General features: G+C 64.6%; 9 protein-coding genes. 2 read left to right on the forward strand and 7 right to left on the reverse strand.

Translation table 11 applies throughout. The features are described from left to right. Nucleotides 1-202: 202 nt before the first annotated feature. The 7 genes from EDF48_RS17785 to nrdH all read right to left on the reverse strand — a co-directional run bounded on the left by EDF48_RS17785 (nucleotide 203) and on the right by nrdH (nucleotide 12,498). Nucleotides 203-787 (reverse strand): recombinase family protein, encoded by a 585-nt coding sequence (locus tag EDF48_RS17785; protein ID WP_123701525.1) that lies wholly within the window; start codon nucleotides 785-787, stop codon nucleotides 203-205. A gap of 80 nt (nucleotides 788-867) precedes the next feature. Beyond that, complete coding sequence (locus EDF48_RS17790) at nucleotides 868-4,230, reverse strand: right-handed parallel beta-helix repeat-containing protein (RefSeq protein WP_243698140.1); 3,363 nt, start codon at nucleotides 4,228-4,230, stop codon at nucleotides 868-870. Nucleotides 4,231-4,575: 345 nt separating this feature from the next. Further along, complete coding sequence (locus EDF48_RS17795) at nucleotides 4,576-8,226, reverse strand: hypothetical protein (RefSeq protein ID WP_131881695.1); 3,651 nt, start codon at nucleotides 8,224-8,226, stop codon at nucleotides 4,576-4,578. Nucleotides 8,227-8,518: 292 nt separating this feature from the next. Further along, the gene (nrdF, locus tag EDF48_RS17800) at nucleotides 8,519-9,520 is read right to left on the reverse strand and encodes a class 1b ribonucleoside-diphosphate reductase subunit beta (RefSeq protein WP_111086559.1); all 1,002 of its coding nucleotides are present in this window, start codon (nucleotides 9,518-9,520) and stop codon (nucleotides 8,519-8,521) included. Between the two features lie 94 nt (nucleotides 9,521-9,614). Beyond that, nucleotides 9,615-11,720, reverse strand: a complete 2,106-nt coding sequence (gene nrdE / locus EDF48_RS17805) for a class 1b ribonucleoside-diphosphate reductase subunit alpha (RefSeq protein ID WP_123673615.1) — start codon at nucleotides 11,718-11,720, stop codon at nucleotides 9,615-9,617. Nucleotides 11,721-11,737: 17 nt separating this feature from the next. Beyond that, a complete protein-coding gene (nrdI, locus tag EDF48_RS17810) occupies nucleotides 11,738-12,154 on the reverse strand; it encodes a class Ib ribonucleoside-diphosphate reductase assembly flavoprotein NrdI (protein WP_131881697.1) in 417 nt (138 codons plus the stop codon). Nucleotides 12,155-12,264: 110 nt separating this feature from the next. Further along, nucleotides 12,265-12,498 carry a glutaredoxin-like protein NrdH gene (gene nrdH / locus EDF48_RS17815; RefSeq protein ID WP_017886897.1) on the reverse strand — a complete coding sequence of 78 codons (234 nt, stop codon included), beginning with the start codon at nucleotides 12,496-12,498 and terminating at the stop codon, nucleotides 12,265-12,267. Between the two features lie 333 nt (nucleotides 12,499-12,831). Between nrdH and EDF48_RS17820 the strand changes: the two genes are divergently transcribed. Together EDF48_RS17820 and EDF48_RS17825 are read left to right on the forward strand one after the other, a co-directional pair. Further along, nucleotides 12,832-14,037, forward strand: coding sequence for an MFS transporter (locus EDF48_RS17820; RefSeq protein ID WP_123673613.1), 1,206 nt, complete (start codon nucleotides 12,832-12,834; stop codon nucleotides 14,035-14,037). A gap of 194 nt (nucleotides 14,038-14,231) precedes the next feature. Continuing rightward, nucleotides 14,232-15,050 carry an aldo/keto reductase gene (locus tag EDF48_RS17825; protein WP_131881699.1) on the forward strand — a complete coding sequence of 273 codons (819 nt, stop codon included), beginning with the start codon at nucleotides 14,232-14,234 and terminating at the stop codon, nucleotides 15,048-15,050. The last annotated feature ends 17 nt before the right edge of the window (nucleotides 15,051-15,067 follow it).

Below are 15,067 nucleotides of genomic sequence, written 5' to 3' on the forward strand. Positions count from 1 at the left end.
AGCGACAGTAGGCGGGCAGCGTGTCAAGCGCGGCGACTGTCCGTCGTCCCTCTCGTGAGAATCGAGCCAGCGCAAACCGTCCCGGTAGCCGGTCGTTTAGCGGACGAGCTTGCTCGAAACTGCCTGGCCGCGTCCGTTACGGTTCCGGTCGCAGGTGAGGCTCCGCTCTCGAACGCCTGCGTTTGAGAGCGGAGCTGAGGGATTAGCGGTTGGGGTGTGCTTGTCGTTCGATGCAGCGGTAGACAGTGGCTCGTCCGATACCGAACAGCTCGGCGAGTTCGGCGACCGAGTGAGTGCCGGCTTGGTGGACCTCAAGGAGGTGGCGTTGTTGCGCGTAGCTGAGTTTGGGTTGCCGGCCGCGGAGATGGCCCTTGGCTTTCGCGATCTGCATCCCTTCCCGTGTTCGGGCTCGGATCAGGTCGGATTCGAACTCGGCCACCATGGCGAGGACGTTGAACAGTAGCCGGCCGACGGGATCGTTCGGGTCGTGGACGGAACCGCCGATGTTCAGCTTGACGTTCTTCGCAGTGAGCTCGTCGACGATGTCCTTCGCGTCGCGGAGGCTTCGTGCGAGCCGGTCGAGCTTCGCGATTACGAGAGTGTCCCCGTCACGACAAGATGCGAGCGCTTCGCGCAGCCCTGGTCGAGATCTGTTCGTGCCAGTCAGGCCATGATCGGTGTGGATGTTGGGCGGGAGGACTCCAAGCCGTTCAAGCGCGACTCGCTGAGCGGTGAGGTCCTGTTCGTAGGTTGAGACGCGGGCGTACCCGATGAGTAGAGCGTTCATGGCGCGAGGATCCGCCGACTTCCCGAGTCCGCCTCGTCTCGCACCGCGACCCCCAACCGGCATCGAAGCTCAATGAAGCCCTACAGTCGATGATTCGCAGTCCGCCGACGGCGTCGCTCGATCAGCCCCGTGACCGTCCCGGCGATGAGCAGGAGGACCGCTGCGGCGAACGGCGCGGCAAGTGACACACCGGTCCATGCGAGTGTTGTGGCCTCGCCGTAGGGGTTGTATCCGCCCGGGATGCCGATGTCTGATGCATTGGCAGGCGCGATTCCGCTGCCGCCCGGCACTCCATCAGAATCCTGGTCGCCACCGCCACCGCCACCGCCGCCGCCTCCGCCTCCGCCTCCTGGTGTCGGCTCATCGGCGGCGATCGTCCAGACGCCGTCGGCGTCATTGTCGGTCGGCGATGCGACCGCGTCTGTGTCGACGGTGGGCACGACGAGGGGGTTCGTCCGTTCGATGATCGGGTCCTCGTAGCCGTCACCGTCGACGTCCCGAGCCGCCGCGGGTGCGAGGAACGCAACGTTGTGCAGCGTTGCCTTAGACGTCCCTCCGATGCGGACGGTGACGGTGATCAGTGATCCATCCGCGCCGGACGGCAGCGGGGCCTCCGCCGTGCCGGTGGTGCCAGCGAACCGGTACCCGTCGCCGGTCATCGACACCAGGGTCACGCCGTCCGGCAGGAGCTGCGTCACCGTCCACCTGGCTGGCGCTGCGCCCGGGCCGTCGTTGTGCGGGGTGAGCGTCCACGTCACGGTGTCACCGACGCGCACCGGGGTGCCTGTCGGCGTCGTCGGCGTCTCGGTGAGCGACAGGTCGACACAGTTCTCCGGGTAGAGCACCGGCGCGACGGTCAGCTCGTACACGGCGGCTCCGCCGCCGTCGTAGCGGAGGTCGTCGTCGAGGTAGCCCGTGGCCTTGCAGGGCGACGCCCAGTCGTTCGGGTTGCCGTGGTTCCTCGCGTCCACCGCCACGGGACCGTTGGGTACCACCACCGATGCGGCGGCTCGAGCTGCACCGGCACGGTCCACGGCTCCGGCAGTGTCTTCGCCGACGACAGCGTTGGGGAACGTCCAGATGGCGGTCGAGTCGGCTGGGAAGGTGTTGCCGACCACGAGAACGGGGTCCTGCACTGTGCGGAAAGCTGCGCTGGCGCTGTCCGGTGGGGAGCCAACACGGATCCAAGTCCCGGCTCCGACGAAGCGGTTGTCGCGGACGGAGATACCGGAAGACGAGTACGACCCCCGCTGTTCGCCGTCTTCGTACGTCGGGACGACAATCACGGCCGTTGCGTCGTCGGCGCTCTGGGTGACGGTGTTGTCAGCGATGGTGACGTCGTGCGCGGGGGCGGCGGTGAGGACGGCCGGCTGGCCGGTGACGACGTTGTCGGTGAAGCGGACTGCACGGGTGCCGGCAGAGAGGTTCACACCGCCACGGTTGTCGGTCATCGTGTTGGCGTGGATCCGCACGTCGTGGCTGATGCCGTCGCGGGGAACCGTGACGACGATGTTCCCGACCGCGCCGTTGTTCCGGAAGATGCTGGTGCCGATGTTGAGATCGGCGCTGCTGCGGGCGTAGATGCCGTACTCGGACACGTTCTCGACGAGGATCCCGGTGACCACCGAGTCGGTGCTGGATGAGTAGAAGACGCCGTACGAACCGCCGTTGATGCTCGACAGCGAGAGGTTCACGCGCTGCGAGTCGTAGGCGCGGAGGACCGCAGCCCCGCTGGCGGAAGAAGTGCCGGGCCGCCCGGTGACATCGACGCCGGTCACGGTGACATCGGAGGAGTCGTGCGTGATGACGCCAGCACCGGCGATCTCCGCGACGATGTCGCTGATGCGGGTGTTCGTCACACCGAGGAGGGTGACCGCGTTGGATGAGTTCGGGGCGCCGACGACGGTGATGCGGCTGATGACAATGTCGGTCCGGTCGCTGTCAGCGGTGAGCTGAGACGTCGTGCCGACACCGTAGAGCAGCCCGTTCATCGTCCCATCGCGGACCGTCACCCGGCCAGCGTTCATGAAGTTGATGCCCGTGCCGAGGGCAGAGCCGGTGATGGTGGAGTCGGTGATGGTCGCACCCTGCGTTGAACCGAGGGTGATGCCTCCCGTGACGGCAGTGATGGTCGGCCGGATGATCCGCGGTCCAGCTCCGGTGTCGCCGATGTCCGTGTAGATGCCGTACGCGAAGGAGCCGACAGTTGGTTCTGTGATCGTGACGCTGGTGGCGCGGTAGATGTTCACGCCGCGGGAGGAAGCCGCACCGGTGCCAGTGATCGTGGCGCCAGTGATACTTGCACCGCTGGTGCTGCCGAGCGAGATGCCCTCTGAACCTGCACCGATGATGGTGGGATTCGTGATCGTCGCCCCGGCCGCGGTGCTTGTTCCCGTGGTGCCGATGCCGCGGTTGAACGAGGACACGTGCACGTTGCTGATGTCAGCGGCGGAGGCGTTCTGCAGGTCGATGCCGGTGCCCGCCGCTCCCGGCCCGGTCAACGTCGTGCCATCGACACGAGGCGCAGTCGCCGTGCCGAGAGCGATACCAGCCGTCGTCGCGGTGATGCTCCCGCCGGTGACACTGATCCCAACCGTCGTCGCTGCCGCGGTGCTGCCGATGCCGGTCGCGACGCCGCTGATGGTTGGGTCCGTGATCGTTGCCGCGCCGGTTGTGAGGTTGATGCCGTACGAGGATGCCTGCCCGACGCCATCCATGGCGAAATTCGTGATGCTGGTGCCGGTCACCCCCGCGCCGAGCTGCACGCCGGTCGGTCTCGCGACCGCGTTCGGGTTGCTCACCCGAAGGTCGGACAGCGTGACGTCGTTGCCGGTGACGGAGAACACCGGTGTCGCGACCACACCGAACCTGACCGTCTCCGCCGCGGTCAGCCCACCGCCGCTGATGGTGAAACGCGCAAACAGGGTCGACGCAGACGCTGTCTCCAGAGTGACCTGTCGGGGCACGGTCAGTGCGGTCGTGAACGCGTAGTCGTTCGAGTCGAACGAGACTTTCCCGCCGACGGGCACGGCGTTCAACGCGGCCTGCAACGTCAGCAGCGTGGCCGGCCGATCCGCCGCGGTTCCCACCCACGCCATCAGCGCCGTGTTCGCATTCGGAACCAACGCCAGAACGGTCGGAGGTGCTGCAGCAGGAGTCGAAGCGGCGGCGCCCGGGGCGCTCACCTGAGGAGTGGGATCCGGCGGGACGCCCGGGGATGCGGACGCGCCAGCGGTCTGGGTCGGAGCCGGGATAGGGGACGCGGTCGGGCTTGGCGCGGCAGTCGGGACTGAGCTCGGCACCGTAGTTGGGGCTGGGCTTGACGGGTCAGACGGCGTCGGACTGGGTGGCGTTCCCGTATCCGCTGTAGCCACTGCCGTCGGTGTCGGCGCTTCGGTCGAGGCAGTCGCAACACCTGGACTCGCGAGTATCAAGGTGATCATGAGTGGCACACCGGCTGTAAACGCGGCAACCATGCGTCTGCTACGCGGGGGCGTTTCGCGCCTCGGACGCGACGACTTCCCCCGTTGAGACCTCATGGCTCACTATGACCGCGGACGGGCTGGACTGTACATCGCCCGTCCCGGGTGAGAGGGGTTCAAGAGCGCGCTGACGACCGCGCACCCCAGGCGGCCGGGCCGCCCAGTGGTGGGATCTCGTCCGGATGACCATCGCCATGCGGAACTCGCCGTGAGGCGCGTAACGGGTGGGGCCACAAACGCAGGGCTTGCCGCTCACACCGAACGTCAGTATCGGAGCCACCGGCGCGTCCGCGTACACACATCCCGTTAGCTGCGGTGCATCGTCACGCGGAGTCGGCCGGCAGCCTCGTCTTTGAATCCGGAGACAATGCCGGCAGCGTGCAACCGCTGCAGAACGCTACGGAGCGCGGGAGTTGCAGGCAGCAGAGGCCGGCGTCTGCCGGGATCAGCGACCGCAGCGTACGGTTCCCCGAGTTGCCGGAGCGTTTGCCCGACGAGGTCGAGCGGCACAACCTCGCCACCTCGATTCAGAAGTTCGAGGATATCGGAGGCAGGTACGTCGCCACGTAGAAGCATCGCTATCTCCGACGGCTCGAGCTGGACCCGCCCGGAGAGAGCGCATTCGGCGATGGCGCGGAACGCGTCACTGGGGACGGTCTTGTACTCCCCGAAGGCGCTGACCAGGGCGGCCTGGGCTCGAGGAGAAATTTCGACGCTTCGCATTAAGGGTGCGATGAACTGCGGCTCTAGTACGTCTGGCCCGACAAGGTCCTCGAACGCGGCAGAGTTCACTACCGCGTGCTGTTGTGTCGGCCAGTCCAGCATCAAGCGGGTATCAAAGGCCGACGCATCATCGTCGATGAGTCCAGCTCGGAGGAGCTCCCCGACGAGCATGCCGCGCTCGGGGGTGAGTTCGGCAATTGGCAGCATCTCGGGATGCAGTGATGCGGCAAGCTTGATCCTGTGCGGCACGTCGATGTGCGCTGACCCAGCGTTGATGATCGCCACGGCGACGCGCGTTCGTGCCTCTTCATCCTCGTTCGGTACGTCGCCGATGCTGTCAGCGTCACGGAGCAACGCCGCCAGAGAAGCGTCGACGTCGTCGAAGTGGTTCAGGTACGCGCCGACGTTCTCGAAAGTTGCAGGCGCGCGGACTTCCTGAGCGAGGATTGGCCAGCTGACCGCCGGAACTTCACCGAGCACGTCAACCCTGCAGTCCTCGCTTGCCCCTTCCACCAGCGCGGCGAGGTGTTCTGATTTCCAACGTTCTGTGTCTCGGAGTACGGCTGCAAACTTCGACGCGTCATCAATGGTTGGAGAGGCTTCCGATGCTGCGGTGCGAGCGGCGAAGTACATCTCAGGTTCGTCGAGCGCGTACCTGTACATCTCATCGTTGTGCTCTTGTAGGCGGTCTAGCGCCAATGACGTCGACCCCGTCAAGTGCCTTAGGTTTCCGGCAGTGAAGCGGTACGCGCGCGTCCCGCCCATCGACTCGATCGCGGCGGGCGACAATGCGGAGACATCGGGGAGTGTTGCACCTGCGTACTGCACGAACTCGACGGCACGTTGAGCATGCTCGCCGGTTTCGATCGTGAGCACCGGCATCCGGGTGGCATGATGCTCGAGGAACACGGCGATTGAGTCGTCTAATTCGTACTCAACGTCAACGTCTCGGTGATCGATTGCGACGCTGACCAGATGAATGCGTTCGTCGAGCTCAAGGGGTGCGTCCTCCACGAGGTAGCGCAGGAGGAACTTCGCGTGCGGCACGAGCGCAGCGACAAACAGGGCCCTCTCCTGCCCGGCGTTGAGATACCGATTGATAAATACAATTCCATCCGCCCCTCGGAGAGACCTAATGATGGTCGTCGCTCCGGAAGGTTCAGATACCAATAGGCGGTCGATGATCGACACGTTGCGCACGCTGGGTTCAGACAGGATAGACCTGCCTTGGTCAGCCAGGATGGCGTCGACGTCCTCCGGTTCGAGTGGATACTCTGAATCGGCGGTTCCGTGGTCGATGTTGCGCATGATATAGGTCATCGCGTCCGGGCGGATCAGTTCGCCATAGAACGCTGAAACGTGGAGCGGGAAGTACTCGGTGACGTACCCATGCTCGACGAGCTCCACCATTAGCGAAGATGGCAGGAGCTCGGAAGCCCATTCTCGGAATGTGAGCGCCTTGCCCTCGGTTGCCGAGTAGCTGAATTCGGAATGGAGAAATAGGTCCTTCCAGGAATGGCGGCGCAGGAATTGTAGTGCCACACCATTCTGCACTGTCTCAGTGCGGTCTTTCGCAACTGCTGCGGCTGAAAACGCGGTGCTGTCGATTTGCAGGCCGAGGAGCAGTTCAAGCTCGTCGACCCCTATCTGCATCGTTTGGTGGCTATAGGAATTCGTCCTATGCGCCACGAGGTCGATCGTTCGATTGTGTTCTCGAAGGTCATTCCAAAATGAAGCCGTGCGCATGCGTTTCTCGTCGATGGCGCTCCCATTCACGCTGATGGACCCACTCACCAGGCCGCTTCCGGGCGCCTGGACAAGGCCTTGAATGCGCGAGAGCAGAGTTTCCGCAAGTTGCTTAGCGTGCTCCTCGACGGCTGTCTCGCGTTGGATGCGGCGTTGTCGTTGATCGGTGTCGGCTCGAAGTCGGTCCTGGTTGGCGACCACGAATGCGCGCCAGGTGTCGTAGAGCTTGTCTAAACTGCTTTCGCCGTGGCGTATCGCTTCGAAGTCTTTTGCCTGTGTGTTTTTGACCAGCATCAGAGCGAAGAGCCGCTCATGCGTGAGCTCGGGAACCGGAGTGGGAACATCGAGGAGCTGCCGCTTGAAGACTTCATATTCGTTGATGATGTTATGTATGAGGCGCATATCCGGGAGATGTCTCGCGGCGAGATCGATCAGCTCTCTGGACATGGAGTAGCCACGGGATTGCAGGGTGCGCTGCAGGAGGTCTCGCGCGTTCTTGTGGGTGATGAACGGCACCATGGGGATGATGAGTTCGAAGAACTTGGTGCGATTTCCACGACCAAGCTCGGCGCGCGTGTCGTCTGTTGGGCCGTCGGGTTCGCGGCCAAGTCGTTCGAACACGCTGTCGCGGACGGCGTACACGAACCGGATGTTCCGCCGACGGAGTTGGTGAGCTGCATTGAGGAGCGAATTTAAGGACCGTAGCGACTCGTAAATGAGAGGGTCACCGAACCGGTCGAGGTCTTCGATGACCACAATGTCGCGTCGTCGGTTTACCTCGAAGAAGTAAATAAGTTCGTCGAGGTATTCATCAAAGTAGCTCGTTGACCTAGCAGGGAGGGAGATCGTCGCGGGCCCAGCCGCAACCTTTTCGATACCGATGCGGCCGCGGCTGACCATCCGAGCGAGCAGGACAACGCACCCCGCTGCACCGACCGCGAGTACCGCGAGTGCCACGAGAGGAAGCCACTCTTCGAACGACGGCGGTTCGATCCCGACGGATCGCAGTGCTGGGTCCAGCAGGCCGGCGAGAAGAAGGACACCGACCAGAGCTGCGCCGCCGATAGTGGCGGCCAGCAGCTCGATCCACCAGTGCGGGCGATCGATACGGCGGAACCGGGACTGCTTCGTCTTTCCGGGACTCTGCTGGTAGAGCAGCTGCTTGACGATCTCCTTCTGTATGCGGTTGGTGGTCGTGTTCGCCGCCGGATTCATGTCGGCGTTGTCCCTCAACGGTTCCGGCTGAACTCCGAGTGTGAGCAACGAGATGTTGATGACCTTGCGTTTGCGTCGTCTCGCGAGCTCGCCGAGAACACTGCTTTTGCCGACTCCATATGGCCCAGCGAGCGCGATGTTGCGTGCACCCGGCTGACTGTCGATTGCGTGCTCGAGCGCCGCGAGATAGGTGCCGTGGTCCCGCGCTCGGTAGTCGGGGGCTAGCGAATCTAGTTGCACAACATCGTCAGGGCTGAGTGGGGCTTTGCGCACCTTCACACGGTACTCGACGCTAGTGTCATCAACGCCGCGCTGCGCTAGTCCGCACGCCGCGGGCGCGGATTTGCGCAGCTCTTACCCAGCCGCTGACGAACGATTCTGTTGGCGACCTGCGGCTTCCGATAGCCGGTCGACCACCGGAGAAACCGCTCCACGCTTCAGCAGGTAGACAAACCCTGTCTCACATAGCCCGTCCGCGCTCCATTTCGTTGACGGGACGATATACGGACACAGAAACGCCCCGCCAGCCGAAGCCAGCGGGGCGTCCCCACGAGTCAGACCAAGATCAGAAGTCCCAGTCCTCGTCCTCAGTCTTCTCCGCCTTGCCGATGACGTACGACGACCCGGACCCCGAGAAGAAGTCGTGGTTCTCGTCGGCGTTCGGCGACAGCGCCGACAGGATCGCCGGGTTCACGTCCGTCGTCTCCTTGGGGAACATCGGCTCGTAGCCCAGGTTCATCAGCGCCTTGTTCGCGTTGTAGTGCAGGAACTTCTTGACGTCCTCGGTCAGCCCGACCTGGTCGTAGAGGTCCTGCGTGTACTGCACCTCGTTCTCGTAGAGCTCGAAGAGCAGGTTGAACGTGTAGTCCTTGATCTCCTGCTTGCGCTCTTCGGAAGCGCCTTCGAGGCCCTTCTGGAACTTGTACCCGATGTAGTACCCGTGGACGGCTTCGTCGCGGATGATCAGGCGGATCAGGTCAGCGGTGTTGGTGAGCTTGGCGCGGGACGACCAGTACATCGGCAGGTAGAAGCCGGAGTAGAACAGGAACGACTCGAGCAGCGTCGAGGCGACCTTGCGCTTCAGGGGGTCGTCGCCGGTGTAGTAGTCGAGGACGATCTGGGCCTTCTTCTGCAGGTTCACGTTCTCGGTGGACCAGCGGAAGGCGTCGTCGATCTCGGGCGTCGAGGCCAGCGTCGAGAAGATCGACGAGTAGCTCTTCGCGTGGACCGACTCCATGAACGCGATGTTCGTGTAGACGGCTTCTTCGTGCGGGGTGATCGCGTCGGGGATCAGGCTGATCGCGCCGACGGTGCCCTGAATGGTGTCGAGCAGCGTCAGGCCGGTGAAGACCCGCATGGTGAGCTGCTGCTCTGCCGGCGTCAGCGTGTTCCACGACTGCACGTCGTTCGACAGCGGCACCTTCTCGGGGAGCCAGAAGTTGTTGACCAGCCGGTTCCAGACCTCGACGTCCTTGTCGTCCTGGATGCGGTTCCAGTTGATGGCACTGACCGAGCTGATCAGCGGGATGGACTTGCCCGTGGCGTGGACCGGGTCGGTGAGGGTCATGGGATTGTCTTCCGGATTCGAGATGGTGATCTGATGACGGACTGGAGGCGCGGGGCGGGGCCCGCCCCGCGCCTCCAGGAAGAGAGCAGCAGCTCTACAGCATGCAGCTGACGCAGCCCTCGACCTCGGTGCCCTCGAGGGCGAGCTGGCGCAGACGGATGTAGTAGATCGTCTTGATGCCCTTGCGCCATGCGTAGATCTGGGCCTTGTTGATGTCACGCGTGGTGGCGGTGTCCTTGAAGAACAGCGTCAGGGACAGGCCCTGGTCCACGTGCTGCGTCGCCGCGGCGTACGTGTCGATGATCTTCTCGGCACCGATCTCGTACGCGTCCTGGTAGTAGTCCAGGTTGTCGTTCGTCATGAACGGCGCCGGGTAGTAGACGCGGCCGAGCTTGCCTTCCTTGCGGATCTCGATCTTCGACGCGATCGGGTGGATCGACGACGTCGAGTGGTTGATGTACGAGATCGAACCGGTCGGCGGGACGGCCTGCAGGTTCTGGTTGTAGATGCCGTGCTCCTGGACGGACGCCTTCAGCGCCTTCCAGTCCTCCTGCGTCGGGATCGTGATGTTCGCGTTGTCGAACAGCGAGGCGACACGAGCGGTCGCGGGGGTCCACGCCTGGTCGGTGTACTTGTCGAAGAACTCACCCGACGCGTACTTCGAGTCGCGGAACCCGTCGAAGGTCTCGCCGGTCTCGATGGCGATGTTGTTCGAGGCGCGCAGGGCGTGGAACAGCACCGTGTAGAAGTAGATGTTCGTGAAGTCGATGCCCTCTTCGGAGCCGTAGTAGACGCGCTCACGAGCGAGGTAACCGTGCAGGTTCATCTGGCCGAGGCCGATGGCGTGCGACTTGTCGTTGCCGTCCTCGACGGAACGCACCGAGGCGATGTGCGACATCTGCGACACGGACGTGAGGCCACGGATTGCGGTCTCGATGGTCTTGCCGAAGTCCGGCGAGTCCATCGTCAGCGCGATGTTCAGCGACCCGAGGTTGCAGGAGATGTCCTTGCCGATCTCCTTGTAGGACAGGTCCTCGTTGAAGGTCGTCGGGGTGTTCACCTGCAGGATCTCCGAGCACAGGTTGGACATGTTGATCCGACCCTTGATCGGGTTGGCCTTGTTCACCGTGTCCTCGAATACGATGTACGGGTAACCCGACTCGAACTGGATCTCGGCGATGGTCGTGAAGAAGTCACGCGCCTTGATCTTCGTCTTCTTGATGCGCGAGTCGTCGACCATCGCGCGGTAGTTCTCGGAGATCGGGACGTCACCGAAGGGGACGCCGTAGACCTTCTCGACGTCGTACGGCGAGAACAGGTACATGTCCTCGTTGTTCTTCGCGAGCTCGAACGTGATGTCCGGCACGACGACGCCAAGGGACAGCGTCTTGATGCGGATCTTCTCGTCGGCGTTCTCGCGCTTGGTGTCGAGGAACTTCATGATGTCCGGGTGGTGGGCGCTGAGGTAGACCGCGCCGGCACCCTGACGCGCACCGAGCTGGTTCGCGTAGGAGAAGGAGTCTTCCAGCAGCTTCATCACGGGGATGATGCCCGAAGACTGGTTCTCGATCTGCTTGATCGGGGCGCCGGCCTCGCGGATGTTGGAGAGGAGCAGGGCCACGCCGCCGCCGCGCTTCGAGAGCTGCAGGGAGGAGTTGATCCCACGCGAGATCGACTCCATGTTATCTTCGATGCGCAGCAGGAAGCAGGAGACGAGTTCGCCGCGCTGGGCCTTCGCCGTGTTGAGGAACGTCGGGGTGGCGGGCTGGAAGCGGCCGGCGACGATCTCCTCGACGAGGTCGATCGCGAGCTGCTCGTTGCCCTGGGCCAGGCCGAGGGCGGTCATGACGACGCGGTCCTCGAAGCGCTCGAGGTAGCGCTTGCCGTCGAAGGTCTTGAGCGTGTAGCTCGTGTAGTACTTGAACGCACCGAGGAACGTCTGGAACCGGAACTTCTTCGAGTACGCCAGGTCGTTGAGTCGCTGGATGAAGTCCAGCGAGTACATGTCGATCGTCTCGCGCTCGTAGTACTCGTTCTCGACCAGGTAGTCGAGCCGCTCCTTCAGGTTGTGGAAGAAGACGGTGTTCTGGTTGACGTGCTGCAGGAAGAACTGCTTGGCGGCCTCACGATCCTTGTCGAACTGGATGTTGCCGTCCGCGTCGTAGAGGTTGAGCATCGCGTTGAGGGAGTGGTAGTCCATCCCCGTCTGCGGCGACGTCAGATCGACGTCTGCAACTGCTGCGTCCAAAATGCATCCAATCCTGAGTTGACCGCCGACACGTCGTCAGGGGTCCCGAAGAGTTCGAATCTGTAGAGAAGGGGGACGTTGCACTTCCGCGCGATGACGTCCCCTGCCAGGCCGTAGGCCTCGCCGAAGTTCGTGTTGCCGCCGACGACCACACCGCGGATGAGCGAGCGGTTGTGCGCGTCGTTGAGGAACTTGATGACCTGCTTGGGGACCGCACCCTCGCCGTTGCCGCCACCGTAGGTGGGCAGGAACAGGACGTAGGGGTCGTCCACGTGGAGGAAGGGTTCGCTCGGGTAGAGCGGGATCCGGTCCGCGTCGCGGCCGAGCTTCTCGACGAAGCGCGCGGTGTACCCGGACACGCTCGAGAAGTAGACCAATCGGCTCATGGCGCGCTCCTCGGTGGAAGGTGCGGACAGACGGACCGGGGGTGTCCTGTGGGCGGCGATCCGGGCCTCCTGAGCGGGTCCGGGGTGACCGTCCACAGGACGGGAGACGACTACGCCAGTTCGGCGCTGAGCGTCGCGATCTTGTCGGGGCGGAAGCCCGACCAGTGGTCGTCGTCCGTGACGACGACGGGGGCCTGCATGTAGCCCAGGCTCTTGACGTGCTCGAGGGCTGCCTCGTCGGTGGAGACGTCGTGCACTTCGTACTCGATGCCCTTGTTGTCGAGGGCCCGGTACGTCGCTGTGCACTGGACGCAGGACGGCTTGGTGTAGACGGTGACGGCCATGTTCTCCCCTGGTTTCTGGGCCTGATTCCAGGTCCGAAGTTCGTGTGCGGTGCTGAGGACGACGCTACTACATGTTGTGCCCGGCGGACCCGTCGACCACAAGAGAAAGTGTTACACGCCTGTAGTTTCCACAACCCGATCCACAGACTGTGGATTCCCGGAGGCCCGGTTTTCCGCCACTCTCGCACCCACCACCGACACTCTCCACAAGCTGTGGACGGAAGTTCTCGACACCTCCCGTCGGCGTGTCTGAGAACGGTGTCGACGAGGACCTCCTCCACACCTCCCCCGGACGGGTGACACCCCGATCCGTCCGGTCCGTACACTCGTCTCGTGAGCACGTACGGCCCCCTCCTGAAGACCCCCGGCGTGGGTCGTGTCATCGCTGCACAGCTCACCGCGCGCTTCCCGTTCGGGATGCTCTCGCTGGCCTACCTGCTGCACGTCGAGCACGTCTTCCACTCCTACGGCGCCGCCGGCCTGGTGCTCGCGACGACGAGTGTCGGGCAGGCCCTGGCGGGCCCGCTCACCAGCCGTTGGATGGGCAGCTGGGGCATGCGTCCCGTCCTCATCCTGACGAGCATCGTCGCGCTCGTGAGCATGGGGGTCATCGGCTTCGTGCTCATGCCGCTCTGGGGCTACGTGGTGGTCGGGTTCCTCGGCGGTCTCGCGGTCCCTCCCGTGCAGCCGGCGGTGCGCACCATCTACCCCAAGATGGTGACCTCGTCGCAGCTCACCCCCTTGTTCTCGCTCGACGCCAGCGCCCAGGAACTCATCTGGGTCGCCGGACCGGTCATCACCACCTTCGTCGCGACCCAGGTCGGCACGGTCGAGGCGATCGTCGTCGCCATGGTCTTCCTGGTGGTCGGCGGCATCTGGTTCATCGCCTCCCCCGAGCTCGGCCGCGTCCGCATCCCCCGCTCGAAGCGCGCGTTCGGCGTGGTGCTGAAGCGCCCGTCGGTCGTCGTCGCCACCCTGACCGGTCTGCTGCTCATCGGCGCGTGCGCGGCGGTCGAGGCCAGCGTCACCAGCGTCTTCGGCGAGGGCAGCCCGAACGCCGGCATCGTCCTGGCCGTCTTCGCGGTCGGGTCCCTGTTCGGCGGCCTGGCCTTCGGCCACCGTCCGATCTCCCCCAACACCCTGTGGACGCGCATGGCGATCGTCTTCGTCGGTCTCGCGCTCGCCCTGGGCGGCACGAACTTCTGGTGGCTCTGCATCGCCCTCGTGATCGCCGGCATCGGCATCGCACCGGCACTCGCGGTGATGTTCGGCTCGGTCTCCGCCACCGTCAAGTTCTCCGACACCGCCGAGGCCTACGGCTGGATGGGCACCGGCCAGCTCATCGGTGCCGCGGGTGGTTCCGCGGTCGCCGGCTTCCTGATCGACAGCAGCGGCCCGGTGGGCGGCTTCACGGTCGGCGCCGTGATGGCCGGGGTGGGCGTCGTCGTCGCGCTCGGGGCCAAGCGCTGGCTGCCCGACCTGCGCGGCCGTGACGCCAGCCCCATCCCCGACACCGAGCCGGTGGTCCTGCCGACCTGAGCGGGCGCGGGCTCTCGGCGGCGTACCTGGTCGAATCGGGCGTACCTGGTCGAAAGTTCTGACCAGGTATGCCCGATTGCATTTGCCATCGCGGCCGATGTGGGAAGGAACGAGCGTCCGGCGGGCGGGTCGCGTTCTCCACAGATGGCCGGGAGGCCCGGCGCGCGCCCGCCACGCACCGGCAGGATGGGTGCATGGTCAGTTCACTTCCCCTGCGTGACGGCGCCGCGATCCCCGCGATCGGGTTCGGCGTCTACAAGGTCGACGACACCGAGGCCGAGACGGCGGTCGGTCTCGCGCTCGAAGCCGGCTACCGGCACGTCGACACGGCCGAGATGTACGGCAACGAGACCGGCGTCGGGAACGCGATCCGGGCCTCCGGGCTCGACCGTGACGACGTCTTCGTGACGACCAAGGTGTGGAACGACCACCAGGGGCGCGACGCGACCCTGCGTGCGTTCGACGGCAGCCTCGAGCGGCTGGGGCTCGACGCGGTCGGCCTCTACCTGATCCACTGGCCGGCCGCGGCGAACGACCGCTACGTCGACACCTGGCGCGCGCTCGTCGAGCTGCGCGACTCCGGCCGGGCGCGGAGCATCGGGGTCTCGAACTTCCAGGTGCCGCACCTGCAGCGGCTCGTCGACGAAACCGGTGAGGCGCCGGTGCTCAACCAGGTCGAGCGGCACCCGTGGCTCCCGCAGCGCGAGCTCATGGAGTTCCACCAGCAGCACGACATCGTCACCGGAGCCTGGTCGCCACTCGGTCGCGGTCGGCTGATCGACGAACCGATCCTCACCGGCATCGCTGACGCACACGGGGTGAGCGTCGCGCAGGTCCTCGTCCGGTGGAACGTGCAGCAGGGGGTCGTGGTGCTGCCGAAGTCGGTGACGCCGTCGCGGATCCGGTCGAACCTCGACGTCGACGGCTTCGTGCTCAGCGACGACGAGCTCGCGGCGATCGCCACGCTCGAGTCCGGGCAGCGGACGGGCTCGCACCCCGACTCGGTGTCGTGACGGGAGCGCCGTCGTGA

It is taken from the genome of Curtobacterium sp. PhB191, assembly GCF_004346515.1.
Taxonomy (GTDB): Bacteria; Actinomycetota; Actinomycetes; order Actinomycetales; family Microbacteriaceae; genus Curtobacterium.